The 14,149-nt window shown below is 72.3% G+C and carries 12 protein-coding genes and 3 pseudogenes; 7 read left to right on the forward strand and 8 right to left on the reverse strand.

Annotated elements, in window-relative coordinates; translation table 11 throughout:
• Positions 1 to 262 precede the first annotated feature (262 nt).
• From B4N89_RS47000 to B4N89_RS47015, 4 genes are all read right to left on the reverse strand, one after another.
• Positions 263 to 1,786 carry a nitrilase-related carbon-nitrogen hydrolase gene (locus B4N89_RS47000; RefSeq protein ID WP_078982833.1) on the reverse strand — a complete coding sequence of 508 codons (1,524 nt, stop codon included), beginning with the start codon at positions 1,784 to 1,786 and terminating at the stop codon, positions 263 to 265.
• A 161-nt stretch (positions 1,787 to 1,947) separates the two neighbouring features.
• The gene (locus B4N89_RS47005; RefSeq protein ID WP_078982834.1) at positions 1,948 to 2,652 is read right to left on the reverse strand and encodes a response regulator; all 705 of its coding nucleotides are present in this window, start codon (positions 2,650 to 2,652) and stop codon (positions 1,948 to 1,950) included.
• Positions 2,649 to 3,797: a sensor histidine kinase gene (locus B4N89_RS47010; RefSeq protein WP_201261217.1), complete on the reverse strand. Its 1,149-nt coding sequence runs from the start codon at positions 3,795 to 3,797 to the stop codon at positions 2,649 to 2,651. The genes B4N89_RS47005 and B4N89_RS47010 overlap by 4 nt, the downstream gene beginning before the upstream one ends.
• Before the next feature lie 461 nt (positions 3,798 to 4,258).
• On the reverse strand, positions 4,259 to 4,945 hold the full coding sequence (locus B4N89_RS47015) for a TetR/AcrR family transcriptional regulator (RefSeq protein ID WP_143658499.1): 687 nt from the start codon (positions 4,943 to 4,945) through the stop codon (positions 4,259 to 4,261).
• Positions 4,946 to 5,041: 96 nt separating this feature from the next.
• Here B4N89_RS47015 and B4N89_RS47020 point away from each other — a divergent pair, with 96 nt between their 5' ends.
• The 3 genes from B4N89_RS47020 to B4N89_RS47030 all read left to right on the forward strand — a co-directional run bounded on the left by B4N89_RS47020 (position 5,042) and on the right by B4N89_RS47030 (position 8,267).
• Positions 5,042 to 5,869, forward strand: a complete 828-nt coding sequence (locus B4N89_RS47020; protein ID WP_078982836.1) for an alpha/beta fold hydrolase — start codon at positions 5,042 to 5,044, stop codon at positions 5,867 to 5,869.
• Between the two features lie 795 nt (positions 5,870 to 6,664).
• Positions 6,665 to 7,261, forward strand: coding sequence for a TetR family transcriptional regulator C-terminal domain-containing protein (locus B4N89_RS47025; protein WP_078982837.1), 597 nt, complete (start codon positions 6,665 to 6,667; stop codon positions 7,259 to 7,261).
• A 97-nt stretch (positions 7,262 to 7,358) separates the two neighbouring features.
• The gene (locus B4N89_RS47030) at positions 7,359 to 8,267 is read left to right on the forward strand and encodes a haloalkane dehalogenase (RefSeq protein ID WP_078982838.1); all 909 of its coding nucleotides are present in this window, start codon (positions 7,359 to 7,361) and stop codon (positions 8,265 to 8,267) included.
• A gap of 98 nt (positions 8,268 to 8,365) precedes the next feature.
• Here the strand turns inward: B4N89_RS47030 and B4N89_RS50550 are convergent, their stop codons facing one another.
• Together B4N89_RS50550 and B4N89_RS47035 are read right to left on the reverse strand one after the other, a co-directional pair.
• Positions 8,366 to 8,542, reverse strand: a complete 177-nt coding sequence (locus B4N89_RS50550; RefSeq protein WP_161501087.1) for a hypothetical protein — start codon at positions 8,540 to 8,542, stop codon at positions 8,366 to 8,368.
• Between the two features lie 411 nt (positions 8,543 to 8,953).
• Positions 8,954 to 9,508 carry a TetR/AcrR family transcriptional regulator gene (locus B4N89_RS47035; RefSeq protein ID WP_078982872.1) on the reverse strand — a complete coding sequence of 185 codons (555 nt, stop codon included), beginning with the start codon at positions 9,506 to 9,508 and terminating at the stop codon, positions 8,954 to 8,956.
• A 189-nt stretch (positions 9,509 to 9,697) separates the two neighbouring features.
• On the opposite strand from B4N89_RS47035, the gene B4N89_RS47040 reads away from it, so the two are divergent.
• The 4 genes and pseudogenes from B4N89_RS47040 to B4N89_RS47050 form a co-directional block, all read left to right on the forward strand.
• On the forward strand, positions 9,698 to 10,303 hold the full coding sequence (locus tag B4N89_RS47040) for a TetR/AcrR family transcriptional regulator (protein ID WP_078982839.1): 606 nt from the start codon (positions 9,698 to 9,700) through the stop codon (positions 10,301 to 10,303).
• 377 nt (positions 10,304 to 10,680) lie between these two features.
• Positions 10,681 to 10,857: pseudogene (locus B4N89_RS52465) on the forward strand (agmatine deiminase family protein); the annotation flags it as partial.
• Between the two features lie 58 nt (positions 10,858 to 10,915).
• Positions 10,916 to 11,158, forward strand: a pseudogene (locus tag B4N89_RS52470) (agmatine deiminase family protein); the annotation flags it as partial.
• A gap of 275 nt (positions 11,159 to 11,433) precedes the next feature.
• Positions 11,434 to 11,896 (forward strand): annotated as a pseudogene (locus B4N89_RS47050) (serine/threonine-protein kinase); the annotation flags it as partial.
• Positions 11,897 to 11,974: 78 nt separating this feature from the next.
• On the opposite strand, the gene B4N89_RS47055 reads toward B4N89_RS47050, so the two are convergent.
• Complete coding sequence (locus B4N89_RS47055; protein ID WP_078982840.1) at positions 11,975 to 12,784, reverse strand: DUF4436 family protein; 810 nt, start codon at positions 12,782 to 12,784, stop codon at positions 11,975 to 11,977.
• A gap of 120 nt (positions 12,785 to 12,904) precedes the next feature.
• Positions 12,905 to 14,053: an agmatine deiminase family protein gene (locus B4N89_RS47060; protein ID WP_078982873.1), complete on the reverse strand. Its 1,149-nt coding sequence runs from the start codon at positions 14,051 to 14,053 to the stop codon at positions 12,905 to 12,907.
• Positions 14,054 to 14,149 lie beyond the last annotated feature (96 nt).

Raw genomic sequence — 14,149 nt, forward strand, 5'->3', positions numbered from 1 at the left:
CCGCGCGGCCGCACCTTGCTGAACCACGCGCGGTCGGCGAACCCGGCCTCGCCCTGTCACCACGACCGAACCCGGCCCTTGCCGCGAAGGCGTGGGGCACCGACCGCTTCACCGACGCGGAGATCAGGGTGGATCCCGCGTCGACCGCCCAGGCTCCGCGCGGCTGAGCGAACACGGACGGCGGGACGGCTTCGGCCGAGCGGGAGTGCGGAGATTCGAACACCGGGTCCGGCCAGGGGGCAGCGCGGGCCCGGCGTTCGGGTCAGTGGCGGCGCGTCGACCGACCGTTGCCGGTGAACGCGCCGATCACAGTGGCGGCGAACACCGCTATCGCCACCCACGCGAACCAGTCGCCGAGTCGGGTGTAGAGGGTCCTGGAGCCGGACAGTTCGACGTCTGCCAGCGCGGTGGTGAAAGGGGCCCGGCCGCCGGTGGTGCTGTCGGCGATCACGCGGCCGGCGAGGTCGCTGACCACGAGCGCGCCCCGACGCGCCGTGCGGGCGACGGCGAAGCCGTTCTCCACGCCCCGGGTGAGGGCCATGCGGCTGTGAAGCCATCCGTCGGTGCCGAAGTCCCATGCCGGGGCGAGCAGCAGTCGGGTCCCGTGGTCGCCGTACTCGCGCATGAGGCCGGGGAAGTCCATGTCCTTGCAGATGGTCAGACCCACACGCGTGTCCGTCCCGGCCATGAAGGCGACGCCCTCGCCGGCGGTGAACTCGTCCTCCTGTCCGGGGACCATGTGGTGTTTGCGGTAGCTCACCGGCGCACCCCCACCGGCAGGGAAGTCGAGCGCGGTGTTGTACAGTGCGCCACCGGTCGTCAGCCGCACGCCCACGACGATGTCGACGCGCCGCTCCACGGCCAGCGCGGCAAGCGGGCCGGAGAGTTCGGGCAGCGTGCGCTCGTCCGCCTCGAAGGCGTTCTCGGAGAGCAGGACCACACGCGCGCCCCGGTCGGCCAGGCGGCCGATCTGCGCCAGGTAGTCGGTCAACAGCGCACGCCCCCGGGTGGTGGCGACGGATATCGCCTCGGCGTCTCGGGACGTGGACACCAGGCCCACCTTCACGCGATCGCTCGACCCACCGGTCGTGTTCAACCGGACGACGCCGTACCCCAGCGCGCCGGCCAGCACGACACCGGCGACGGCACCCACGATCCAGCGGGATCGCACCGTGATCGCGGGCGCCAGGCACGTGGCGACGACCGCCGGCACGCCCAGGACCAGAAAGGTGATGCCCCAGGGGCCGGTGGCCGACGCGGTCTGCAACACGGGGAGCACATCGGCCTGGGTGTACGCAAGGCTCCAGAAGGCGCCGTTGGGTGTGGCGGCCGAGACGACCCACTCCAGTGCCGCCCAGGCCGCGGGCAGGGCCGATGCGGCGAGCGCGAAGCGGCGGCGCAGCAGCAGGCGGCGGACGAGCAGCACCACGAGTGCGAAGATGGCGGCGGTGCCCACGAGGATCCCCAGTGCCGCGGGCAGCGGCATCATCAGCTTGTCCTCGTCGCGGTAGTACGTCCACACGCCGGTCTCGCCGCCCAGCCACGCGGCGAACGCGACGGTGGCGCACCATCGGGCGCCGATACGCGGGGCGAGCAGGAGGACGGGCAGCGGCGCGAGCCAGGTGAGCCACGGCAGCGGTTCCAAGCCGGTACCGAAGCGGAACAGCGCCGCCGAGAGCAGCGCAGTCGTCGCGGCGAGCAGGATCCGGCGCCCTCGCGAGAGCAGCGGGGACGGCGTGTCGGGGCCGACGGTGGGCGGGGTTGTGGTGCTGTCGAGGGCAGACATGGGTTCGGGACTCCTCACGAGCGGCGGGGTCCTCCGCCTCCGCCGACTGTCGCGGCGGGAGCGGACGACTCTCCGATGCTGTCGCCCGCGGGGGTCCGGCGGATCGCCGCCGCGGGTGAACCCGGACTCGCCGGCCGGAGGGAGGCGGGGCCGCCCGGGTCTCAGCCGTCGCCGGGTACCACGAGTCCCGATTCGTAGCCGAAGACGACGGCCTGCGCGCGGTCGCGCAACCCGAGCTTGGTCAGCACGCTGCTCACGTGGGTCTTGACGGTGTGTTCGCTCACGACCAGGACCTCGGCGATCTCCGCGTTGGTCAGGCCCGCGGCGAGCAGGCGCAGGGTGTCGATCTCGCGTGCCGTGAGTTCGCCGAGGCGGGCGGCGAGGCGGGGCACGGGGCGGCCGGAGCCGGCCAGCGTGTCGATCAGCCTGCGGGTCACGGTCGGCGCGAGCAGCGATTGCCCCGCGGCGACCACCCGCACGGCGCGGATCAGGTCGTGGCGGTCCATGTCCTTGAGCAGGAAGCCGCTCGCGCCGGCCTTGAGCGCGTCGTGCACGTACTCGTCGTCGTCGAACATGGTCAGCACGAGGACCTTCGCCGAGGTCGTGGCGCGGATCCTCGATGTCGCCTCGACCCCGTCGAGGGCGGGCATCCGGATGTCCATCAGCACCACGTCGGGGCGCAGGGCCTCGGTCACGCGCACCGCCTCCGCGCCGTCGGCGGCCTCCCCCACGACCTCGATGTCCGGTTCGGCGCCGAGGATCAGCGAGAAGCCGCCGCGAAACAGTTCCTGGTCGTCGGCGACCACCACCCGCACGACGGCGCCGCCCGTCGATCCCGCCCGGGCCGTTGCCCTGGTCTCGTTCATGCTCGTTCTCCCCGTTGCGGGCGCTCCGCTCCGGTGGGGAGCGTCGCGTCCACCGTGAACCCGTTTCCGTCCGGGTTCCTTCCCACGCGCAGTCGACCGCCGCAGGCCGCGACGCGCTCGCGCATGCCGATGATGCCGTAGCCGGGGGATCCGGTATCGCCGCCGTCGGCGCCGCGTCCGTCGTCGCTCACGGTGACCCGCACGGCCGACTGCGACCAGCGCAGGTCGACTCGCAGGCGATGCGCGCGCGCGTGCTTGAGGGTGTTGGTGATCGACTCCTGGACGATTCGGTAGGCGGCGAGGCCGACGTCGCTCGGCACCGGGACGGGGTCGCCGTGTTGTTCGAACGTGGCGTCGAGTCCCGCTCTGCGGACGCGCTCGACCAGGTCGGCGACGGCGTCGATCCCGGGCTGGGCGCCCCGGGTCGTGATCTGCTCGTCGACGCGCAGCACGCCGAGGATCTGCCGGAGTTGCCCGACGGCCTCGCGTCCGGTTCGGGAGATGGCGGCGAAGATGGCCTCCGCGCGTTCGGGGTCGCTGCGGACCACGCCGGGTCCGGCGTCGGCCTGGACGAGCATCAGGCCCACGGAGTGGGTGAGCACGTCGTGCATGTCCCGCGCGATCCGGGTGCGCTCGCGCGCGGCGGCGGCGAAGCGTTCCTCGTCGAGGCGTCGGGCCCGTTCGTCCAGCGCCTCGATCCGGGCGCGGCGTGCGCGAGTGCCGTTTCCCAGCGCGAGGGCGGTGGCGAATTCCATACCTGTGTACGCGTAGTAGGGCGTTTCCTCGTGGGCCGCGACGAGGGACAGCGCGACGGCCGCGGTGCCGGCCACGAGGGTCGCGGTGCGGCGGGGGGACGGTGCGGAGGCCGCGATGGTGTAGGCGCACACCAGCGCCCCGTACGGGAGTGGCGGGAGCTGCCGGTCGAGCGCGAGGACGGTGGTGGCCGCGCCCACGACGACGCAGGTGCCGATCGGCGCGCGGCGGCGCCACAGCAGCGGCAGCGCGGTCGCGACGGCGGCGAACAGGGTCCACCACACGATCGGCGGTGTGACGACGATCGGCAGGACCGCGCCGAGCAGGACCGCGCCGGTGATCGCCGCGTCGGCCCGGCGAGGCGACACGCCCCCGACGCGCGGATTCGGCACGCGGCGCACCGCGAGTCGTCGGAGGGCCGTCGCCGCACGTTCCACATCGCTCCCGTCGCCCGCGGTCCGCGTGCCGGAATGTATCGGATCACGGTTTCGGTGTCGCCGCCGTCGTGCGCGCACGGCGTCCGTAGGAGGTGCGCGGAACCCGAGTTCGACGCGCCGTCTGTCGGAGTGCTCCTGGACGTCACTGTCCGACGTCCCGCGCGCGACCACCGGACTCGATGACGAGAAGGTCCGGCACCCGGCGAAGACCCCGCGGCGGCGATCACCGCCCGAACACCCTTTTCCGTGCCCGGTCCACCGCGCCCGCCGCGGCCACGCAAGGCACACGGGATGTAACGAGCGACTCCGGACGCGGGACGCCGGGGCCAGGATCGTCGAGCGCGTCGAGCGAGGTGGTCACGGCCGGGCACGTGCCGGCCGGTGGCCGTGGTCGACCGCAAGGCGGGGGAACGTGGTCAGTCCGGAGCAAGGCGGGCGATGCCGTCCAGCAGCGTTGTCAGTTTACGGGCGAACCAGTTCTCCGGGGGTCCGGTGACGATGCGGGTCATCGCGGCGTGGACGACCGGGTCGGCGCCGGGGGGAGCGACGGCGAGCAGCGCGCGCCGGCGTTCGGCCGCCTGCTCGGGGCCGGGCGCGGCATCCGTCCCGGAGCCTTGTCCGGCCAGGAAGAAGAACAGCGCCTGTTCGGCGACCAGATCGGCCGCGAGGATCGCGTCCTCGGCGGCGAACCCTCGTGCGGTGAGCGCCTCGACGGTGCGGTGGACCCTGGCCCGATACGCGGGCGAGTCCACACTGAGCGACGCGATCTCCCCTGCCAGTCCGCGGTGGTCGGTCAAGAGTGCGAAGTGGCAGTGTGCGTACGCCTCGAGGTGGCTCCGCCAGTCGCCGTCGCGCCGTTTCGGCCACGCGGCGTGCTCGACGACGTGGTCCATCGCGGCCGCCGCCAGGGCGTCGCGGGTCGGGAAGTAGCGGTAGAGCGTGGAGTGTCGGACCCCGAGTCGGTCCGCCACCGTCGTCATGGCGAGTCGGTCGAACCCGACGGCCACCGCGGCGCGCACGATCGCCTCACGGTCGACCCTCGCAGGACGGCCCGCGCTGCGCCGCACACCGTTCGCGGGCCGTTCACGACCGGATTCGGACACGATACGGACTCCTCTTCCCGGCAGGGTCTCCACTTCCCGGAAACGCCACTCGGCGATAATAATGACACGGTGTCACTAATAGGAAGGGCGTCACCCATGGAGGAGTTCACCTACCACGGACACGACGGCGGCCGTCTGTACTCCGTGGCCCTCGGCGCCGGCCCCGCCCTCGTGGGCCTGCACGGCGGCGGACCCGATCACCACAGCCTCCTGCCGCTGGCCGAGCGACTCGCCGACCGCCACCGGGTGCTGCTGCCGGACATCCGCGGCTACGGCCGTTCCATCTGCCGGGACCCGGACGCGCACACCTGGGACCGGTACACCGACGACGTGTTCCGCCTGCTCGACGACCGGGACGTCCAAGCGGCGGTTCTGGTCGGCACCGGCCTCGGCGCGACCGTGAGCCTGCGTGCGGCCCTGGCACGCCCCGAGCGCGTGATCGCCGTGGTGGCGATCTCGCTCGAGGACATCGAGGACGACACCGCCAAGGCCGAAGAGAGGGCGATGCTCGACGCGTTCGCGCACCGTGCGCGAACATCCGGCGTCGAGGCGGCATGGGCACCCCTGCTCCCCGTGTTCCCCCCACTCATCCGTGCCCTGGTACGGGACGGCATGCCCCGCGCCGACGCCCGCAGCATCGCCGCGGCCGCCGCCATCGGACGCGATCGTGCCTTCCGCCACGTCGACGAACTCGGCGCCATCCGAACCCCCGTGCTGATCATCCCGGGCGGCGACGCCCGCCATCCGTCCACCCTCGCCGTCCGGGCCGCGCGCGTCATGCCCGCCGGCACCGTGTCCACCGCCCGCCCGTTCGGCACCCTGCACACCGCCGAAGACCTCGCGAAGCAGTACGCCGACCACATCCACGACTTCGCCGCGGCCGCGTCGCCGCATCGAAAGGACCCGCTCGATCCGGTCGGGTGACGCGCCGCCTCCACACGCCGGCGGACGGACGCCGAGACCGGCGCGCGTATCGACGTCCCGCTCCTGCGGCCCGAACAGGCGCGGGACGCGACGCGGACGCCGGTCCTCCTCGGGGTGCGTCGCCCTGTGCCCGCGATGGAGTTCGCGAACGCGGCGTGGCGGCGCTCGCGTGCCTCCGGAGCCCGGGCCCGTTCCGTGTCGTCCTGGTGCGACGAACAGGCCACCGGGTCCGCCGGGCTTACGTACTGTCGGGGCCCTTCGGCCGCGCGGCGGGCGCACGGACGCCCGGATCCCGTGGGGCGCGGACTCGTCTCGGTGCCCCATCCCTCCTCGGCGCCCCGGGGCGGGAAGACCTGGCGGGCCCAGCCTCGGGCTGCTCGCGGACGACCGTCCACGGGGATCGGACGCGGAGATCATCGGCTCGGTGTCGGGCCCATCGGCAACGCCGGGCGACGATCGACACATGTGGTCCGGACCGGGGCGTGTCACCCGCTCGCGCGTGGGGCGAACGCGCGAAGACACCACCCGGGCCCGGACGCGTCACCCCGGTACCCGGGAACACGCCCGCCCGTCCGGCTCCCCGGGGCGCCAAGGATCCCGACTCCGCTCGCGCGGGTCCCGCACCGCGGGGGACGACGGTTTCGGACCGGACCGGCGTATCACCGACCGCCCGCCGGAGCATGTCGGCGGCATCATGCTCGAGTCGCACGAGAATCGCGCGACGCGCGAGCCGATCGCGCGGGACCGCGGGCGGGTGCCGTTGACAATTCCAATACGGTCGTCCATATTGATATCATGGCAAGACCATCCAAGAAGACGCAACTTCTGGCCGGCGGTACCGAGACGGTGCGACGACTGGGCCTGACAGGGGCGAGCGTGCGCGACATCACCACCGGCGCCGGGGTTCCGTTGGGTTCGTTCTCCAATCACTTCGCCTCCAAGGAGGCATTCGGCCTGGAGGTGCTCGACGGCTACTTCGGCGACGTGCTGACCATCGTCGCGACGACGCTGGAGGACGAGACCCGGCCGCCCCTGGAACGCCTGCGGGCCTACTTCGACGCGGTCACCGCCCGCCTGGAAAACCGCGGCTGGCGCGACGGGTGCCTGATCGGCAACACCAGCCTGGATTCCACCGAACACAGCGAACTCCTGCGCAACCGCATCGCGGAATACTTCGCGCGCTGGCGCGAACCCTTCGCCCGCTGCCTCGAGGACGCCGTCGCGGCCGGCGACGTCCGACCCACCGTGCCGGTCCTCGACCTCGCCGACTTCCTGCTGGCGTCGTGGCACGGCGCCATCCTGCGGATGAAGGTCGAACGCGACCCGGAACCCCTGGAGCGATTCAAGGCGGTCGTCTTTACCACCGTGCTCGCACCGCGACCCGACCGCTGAGCCCGCCCCTCGATCCCCGCACGCCTCGACCACGTCCCGACCCGCAGGGCGAACGCACCGCCTCCCGCACCTGTTCGCGCTCGAAAGGACATCTGCCATGACGGACACCCGCACCCGCACGCCCCTCGGCATCCCCGTCGACGACACCCACCCGCGATCCGCGGTGAGCGTGCTCGATGCCCGGATGGTTTACGTCGACACCGGATCCGACGACGAGACCACCGCCCCGGTGGTCTTCCTGCACGGGAACCCGACCTCGTCGTACCTGTGGCGCAACGTGATCCCCCACGTCGCCGGCGATCGACGCTGCCTGGCCCCGGACCTGGTCGGCATGGGCGACTCGGACCCCGCCCCCGACGGCGCCTACCGCTTCACCGACCACTCCCGCCGACTCGACGCCTGGTTCGACGCCGTACTGCCCACCGGCCCGGTGACTCTCGTCCTGCACGACTGGGGCTCGGCACTGGGGTTCGACTGGGCGCGCCGACACGCCGACCGGATCGAAGGGATCGCCTACATGGAGGCGATCGTCCAACCCCGCCTGTGGTCCGACTTCCCCGCCGGCCGCGACGCGCTGTTTCGCGCGATGCGCTCCGAGGACGGTGAAAAGATGATCATGGACGACAACTTCTTCATCGAGACCGTCCTGCCCAAGAGCGTCCTGCGCCCGCTCGACGAACGCGAGATGGACGCCTATCGGGCGCCGTTCCGAACTCCCGCCTCCCGCAGGCCCACCCTGGTGTTCCCGCGCGAACTCCCCATCGACGGAACGCCCGCCGACGTCGCACGCGTCGTCGACGACTACGGACGCTGGCTCGCCCACAGCCCGATCCCCAAGCTCCTGATCTCGGCACAGCCCGGCGCGATCCTCGTCGGCCGCGCCCTCGAATTCGCCCGGACCTGGCCCAACCAGACCGAGGTCGCCGTATGTGGCATCCACTACGTCCAAGAAGACTCCCCCCACGAGATCGGCTCCGCCGTGCGCGACTTCGTCCGGCGCCTCTGAACGCCGTGCGCGCGCGTCCCGACTCCGGGGACGCGCGGGGGCACGGGCGCACCCGGGCGATCGACGGCGTCCTTCGGTTGTGATGGCCACGCAAGAGGTCAGCGGTGGGTGATCCACCACATGAGCCAGGTTCCGGCAGCGGTACCGATACCGGTGGCCACGCCGCGCGCGGCGGTCGCGGTCAGGACTCGGCCGGCACGGGCCGGACGGGCCCGCGATGTCGCGGTGGGCGAGGCGGTGGGGCGTTCGTGCGTGCCGGGGGCGGTGGTGGTCATATCTGTGTCCCGAGGATGCGCGGTGGATGGATGGGCGGTTGAGGTGCCGCCTTGTTCCAGCGTGGCCGTGTCGGGGGTGTGCGAGCCGTGCGGGCACACGGGAGTCGGACGGGAATGGCACATATTCCACACGAGGCCTGTCGTGGGCGGATCGCCGTTTCGCCTGCCCAGGGCACGTGCGACGTACGAGACTTGGCGAAAATTGGCGGACGGGTGCGTGGGGGCGTGGATGGCGATCGGGATGCCGGACCAACGACGGTTGCCAGCGGGTGCGCGGCGGGAGTTGGTGATCGAGTTACACGCCCTGTATACGGCTGGCACGAACCCGAAGCCGCGCTCGCGTCTCCGAGCGAACTGCACGAGCTCCGGGAATTTCGTCGCCCGACGCTACACATCGAGAGCCGAGAGCCCTCAGCCCCCGACGTAGGTCAGCTCCACGTCGATACCGGCCAACAGGAGCTCGCGGGCGGACTCCAGGGCCAAGCAGCCGCTCAGCCAGCGCCCGCTGAGGCCCTCGACCAGGGAGGTCATCCGCTGGGCGGCGGCATGCGCGGCGGCGACCGTGGCGTCGGGCACAGCCTGCCCGATGAGCGCGGCGATCTCCTCGCTCCACAACTCGACGGCGTCGGCCAGGCTGCCGCGCAGAGTGTCGTCGAACATCGCGCTGGCGCGCAGCTCGCCCCACGCGGTGCTGTTCTCGCGCACCTCGGGGATGTCCTGAAACTCCAGCAGCAAGGTCTGCTCGAGGACCTTCCGGGGCGTGTCGGCACCGGACTCGGCCACTCGCTCGCTCGTGTACGCGCCGGCCCGGTCGCTGATGAAGCCCAGCGTCGCACGCAGGATCCCGTCGCGATCCTTGAAGTGGTAGTAGATGAGCCCGGTCGAAACACCGGCCTCCGCTGCCAGCTCCTCCACGCGCAGTCCGCGCACGCCCTTGCGGGCGATCTCACGGGCGGCGGCTTTCATGATCACAGTTCGACGGTCGGCCACGACCCGACACTCTAGCCCCAACGGGCTCGCAGCCCCGAGGGGCCGCAGACGTCCGCCCTGCCCGCCGTTGTCCTCGCGATGCCTGCCCAACGCTAGACTGACTGAACATTCAGTTCAATCTCGTCTAGTGCAAGGGGTCGGCGTCGACCCCGATGGGGTGCCACGGTGTCTTCTCGCCGCCGATTGTCGATCCTGGAAACGACCGCTCGGCTCATAGCCCGCAACGGCATACGCGGTCTACGGGTCGAGGAACTCGCGGCCGAGGCCGGCGTCTCGGTCGGCCTCGTCTACTACCACTTCGGCGACCGGTCCGGACTGATCCGGCACACCTGGGAGTTCATCAACGAGCGCGCCGAACGCTACACCGCCTCGGACGTCGACCCCGCCGTGGATCCGCGCGGCCACCTGGAGGACATGCTGCTGGCAGAACTGCAGGACGTCCCCGAGGTCGTGGAGAACAGCACCGCCTGGGGAGAGTTCCGCGCCGGCGCGATGTTCGCGGCGGAGCTCGGGCCGTCCGTGCGCGAGGCCCTGGACCGCTGGGTGGCCGACGCGGCCGAGCTGATCCGCGGCGCCCAGTCCCTCGGCGACGCATCCGCCGACACCTCGGCACTCGACGCAGCCGAGCGGCTGACCGCCCTCATCGAGGGCCTCAGCGAGCGCTGGCTGACCGGCGCACTGCCCGTGGAGCGGGCGCGCGACCTGCTGCGCGGCGCCCTGGACCTGGAGCTCGGACGCCGGGAACGTCAGCCCGCCACAGTGTCTGACTGAAATTTCAGTTCAGGTCACGGTGGGGCTGCGTTGGCGCGGGCACGCACTCGGCAACGCCTGTCCGTGCCCATGCCCCACCCTGGGAGTGCGACCGGCCACCGCCGCGCGCGGTCTCCCGCGCACCCTCAGCGCAAGCCGCGAACAGCGCGGGCGCACGACCACATAGAGGTATCCCCGTGTCCGGATTCCGACCCGCGCACCGCGGCGTCCTGCGTGCCTTCGGTATCGGGACCGCAGGCGCGGCCGTCGCCGGATCCGCCCTCGCCGATCCCGCCGCCGCCGCGGCGGCGGCCCCCGCCGGATCGTCCGGGCGGGCGTATGGCGGGAGCCGCCGCCTGCGGGTCCCCGCCGACGACGTCCGGCACGCGCGCACCTGGATGTCCTGGCCTGCGAGCCGCTCCATCAGGGGCCGGCAGTTGTCCGGTGTGCAGCACGACATCGCCGGGATCGCCAAGGCGGTGACCGGCTTCGAACCGGTGATCATGTGCGCGGTAGACGAGGATGCCGCGGATCAGGCCCGCACGATGTGCGGCCCCGGCATCACGGTGACCACTGACGAGGTCCCCACCGACGACCTGTGGATGCGCGACAGCTGCGCGGTGTTCCGCACGGATGGCACCGGCCGTGTCTCCGCCGTCCGAGGAGACCGACGCCAAGGGCCGCCCGCTCCAGGTCATCACCCTGCAGGGACCGCAGCACACCCGGTCGAGGAACCGCGATCTGGTCGACTCGTACCTGAACTTCCACCTCGTCAACGGCGCCGTCATCACCGCCCGGTTCGGCGACCCGCGCGCGGACGCGGCGGCCGAGGCCAAGCTCGCGAGCGCCTTCCCCGGACGCGTCGTGGTCCAACTCGACGTCGACCGCCTGATGGGCGGCGGCGGAGGCATCCACTGCTCGACGATGCAGCAGCCCGCGTCCCAGCCGGTCCGACCGGACGACCGGACGACCGGCCGGACCGTCGCCGGTGACGCGGCGCCGTCCCCGGCGGCATCCCCTCCTCCGCGTGCCCATTCGGGAGTCCCCGTGCACCCCTCCGGTGTCCCGCCCCTGTCCCGGCCCGCCTTCCAGCCCCCTCGCGCCGGACATATCCGCAGCGCGTCGGCGGACACGGATACCGGGTCGCGGCCCTGCTCGGGATCGGCGGCATGGGGTGGGTGTACCTGGCGTACACGCCCGGCGGACGGCCGGTGGCACTCAAGGTCGTCCGGCCGGAGTATGCCGCCGACCCCGAGTTCCGCGTGCGGTTCGCCCACGAGGTGGCCAACGCGCGGCGCATCCACGGCTTCCTCACCGCGCCCGTGGTGGACGCCGCGCCGACGCGGAGCTGCCCTGGCTCGCCGGCACGTACGTGCCGGCCCCTCGCTGCGGCAGGTCGTCGACGCCCGCGGCCCGCTGCCCACCCGTACGGTACTGCTGCTGATCGGTGGCATCGCCGAAGCCCTCCAGGAGATCCACCGCGTCCACGTCGTGCACGGCGATCTCAAGCCCGCCGACGTCCTGGTCACCGCCGACGGGCCGCGCGTCATCGACTTCGGCATCGCCCGCGCCGCCGACACCGTCGCACTCACCGGTGTCGGCATCGGCAACGGAAATCGGCCAGACCCGCGCGGAGGCTCCATCGGACGCCGCGGCCCGCACCCGGCGCCTGACCGCCGAAGGGCCCCGCCGTCAGGCCGGGCCCGCGTCCGTGCGGGATTCCACCACCGCGCCCGCGAACACCGCCGCGGTCAGGCAGATCGCCACGATGGCCTCCGCCCACAGGAAGGCCAGGTAGTCCAGCAACGACCCGATCGGCGGGTTGCCGGGCGCGGTGTTGCGGAACGCGGCCAGGGCGAACAGCGTCGCCGCCATCCACCCCAGCGCGGGCCAGACCAGCCCGCGGCGGCCGCCGACCATCACCTTCGCGCCGATGAAGACGGCGATGGCCAGTGCCCACATCGCCACGATCATGAACACTGCGAACAGCAGGACCGTCCTGGACCGCTGCACGCCGAGGTCGAACCCGGCGACGCCGTGCTCGTTGGCCGCGTCGACGTCGATCGCGAAGAGCGCGTCGACGTTGACGAGGGTCATGGAGACCGGGACCGCCGCGCCGTCGGCCGTCGCGGAGAACGCGATGTCGGTGGCGTATTCGTCGAAGGGGTAGTCGGTGACCGCTCCCCCGGCCAGGGCGACGGGCACGTCCTTGGCGTCCACGCGAGTGTGGGCCGGGAACGTGAGGTCGCCGCGCACGTCCTGCGAGGTTCGCAGGACCAGGTCCTGGGACGTCAGCAGGCCGTCCTCCTCGGCGAGGCGCCCGCGCGGGGTGACCATGACGCGCAGGGTGAGCTCCCGCGCCGCCGCGTCGACGCGCTGCACGGTGGCCCTGACGTCGATGCGGTCGGGCGCGGGGTTCGGGGCGTGGTAGGTGGTGTCCAGCGCGATCCGCTCACCGACCTGCATCCACACCCCGACGGCCAGGATGAGTGCGACGACCATGGAGCCGACGACCGTGGCCGCGATACGTCGGCGGCTCCAGTGGCCTCGGGACGGACCTTTCACGCGCGCCTCCGCACTGGTGGACTGGGCAGTGCCCGGACGGGCGCCGCGGAAAGCCGGTCAGGCCACGGGTGCGGTCGGCTGGTCGTGGGTCGCGCAATGGATGCCGCCGCCACCAGAGGCGATGACGTCGATCCGCACGGGGACGATGTCGCGGGTCGGGAAGTGGTCCTTGAGGATCTGCCCGGCGCGGTCGTCGGCGGCCCCGTCGCCGAACTTCGGGAAGAAGACGGCCTTGTTGCCGATGTAGAAGTTGGCATACGAAGACAGGAAATCGTCGCCGCGGCCGTTGGTCCTGGCGGGGTCGGGCTGCGGGAGGTCGACCACCTCGATGGTCTTGCCGCGCGCGTCGGTGGCGTCCTTCAGGACGCTGCGGGCCTGCGCGGCCGACATCGACCACGAGTCCTCGGGCTCGCCGGGGAACGCGGTGTCCAGCAGGACGACGCCGGGAGCGACGAACCGCACCAGCGCGTCCACATGGGCATCGGTGATGTCCTGGCCCCTGACCCCGTCGAACCAGATCATCGTGGTGACCCCGAGCAGCCTCTTCAACTCGTCCTCGATCTGCTGCCGGGTCTTGTCCGGGTTGCGGTTGGTGTTGACCAGTGAGCTCTCGGTGGCCAGCAGTGTCCCGGCGCCGTCGGTCTCCAGCGCGCCGCCTTCGCCCACGATCCAGGTCCGGTCGCGCGAGATGCCGTACCTGGCGAGGACCTCGCGGGCGACGAGCGCGTCGTTGGCGTGCGCCTGCTTGTCGCCCCAGCCGTTGAAGTCGAGGTCGACGCCGCGCAGCCTGCCGCCGTCCTCGACGAACACCGGCGCGGTGTCGCGTGCCCACAGGTCGTCCACGGCGATGGGCACCACCTCGACGTCGGAGCCGCAGGCGGACTCGGCGGCGTCGGCCTGGTCGGGGCGGGCGAGCATGACCAGGGGCTCGGTGGCGGCGATGGCGCGGGCCAGGCGGGCGATGTCCGTGCGTACGGCAGGCAGGTCGGTGTCCCAGATGCCGGTGGAGGCGGGCCAGGACATGAACGTGCGCGCGTGCGGCTCCCATTCGGCGCCGAACCGGCGGCCGACCCGGGTCGGTGAGGGCGAGCCGGGCGCGCTCGGGTTCTCGCTCGGGCCGCCGGACGGCGCGGGCACCTGCGCAGCGTCGCCGGAGGAGTCGGAACACGCCGCGAGCCCGAAGGTGCCCGCGCCGACGCCGGCCATCGTGCGGAGCACTTGGCGGCGGGACACCGAAGGGGTATCGGTCACGAGTCCCGTCCTTCCGGATGGTGGAGAGGTCGGCGGACGGGCCGCGCCACC

It is taken from the genome of Embleya scabrispora (assembly GCF_002024165.1).
Taxonomy (GTDB): Bacteria; Actinomycetota; Actinomycetes; order Streptomycetales; family Streptomycetaceae; genus Embleya; species Embleya scabrispora_A.

Coding starts and splice junctions, on each gene's coding strand:
- B4N89_RS47000 (WP_078982833.1), bottom strand. CDS start 1,786: ATGTCTGCCCTCGACAGCACCACAACCCCGCCCACCGTCGGCCCCGAC.
- B4N89_RS47005 (WP_078982834.1), bottom strand. CDS start 2,652: ATGAACGAGACCAGGGCAACGGCCCGGGCGGGATCGACGGGCGGCGCC.
- B4N89_RS47020 (WP_078982836.1), top strand. CDS start 5,042: ATGGAGGAGTTCACCTACCACGGACACGACGGCGGCCGTCTGTACTCC.
- B4N89_RS47025 (WP_078982837.1), top strand. CDS start 6,665: ATGGCAAGACCATCCAAGAAGACGCAACTTCTGGCCGGCGGTACCGAG.
- B4N89_RS47030 (WP_078982838.1), top strand. CDS start 7,359: ATGACGGACACCCGCACCCGCACGCCCCTCGGCATCCCCGTCGACGAC.
- B4N89_RS50550 (WP_161501087.1), bottom strand. CDS start 8,542: ATGACCACCACCGCCCCCGGCACGCACGAACGCCCCACCGCCTCGCCC.
- B4N89_RS47035 (WP_078982872.1), bottom strand. CDS start 9,508: ATGAAAGCCGCCGCCCGTGAGATCGCCCGCAAGGGCGTGCGCGGACTG.
- B4N89_RS47055 (WP_078982840.1), bottom strand. CDS start 12,784: ATGGTCGTCGCACTCATCCTGGCCGTCGGGGTGTGGATGCAGGTCGGT.
- B4N89_RS47060 (WP_078982873.1), bottom strand. CDS start 14,053: ATGGCCGGCGTCGGCGCGGGCACCTTCGGGCTCGCGGCGTGTTCCGAC.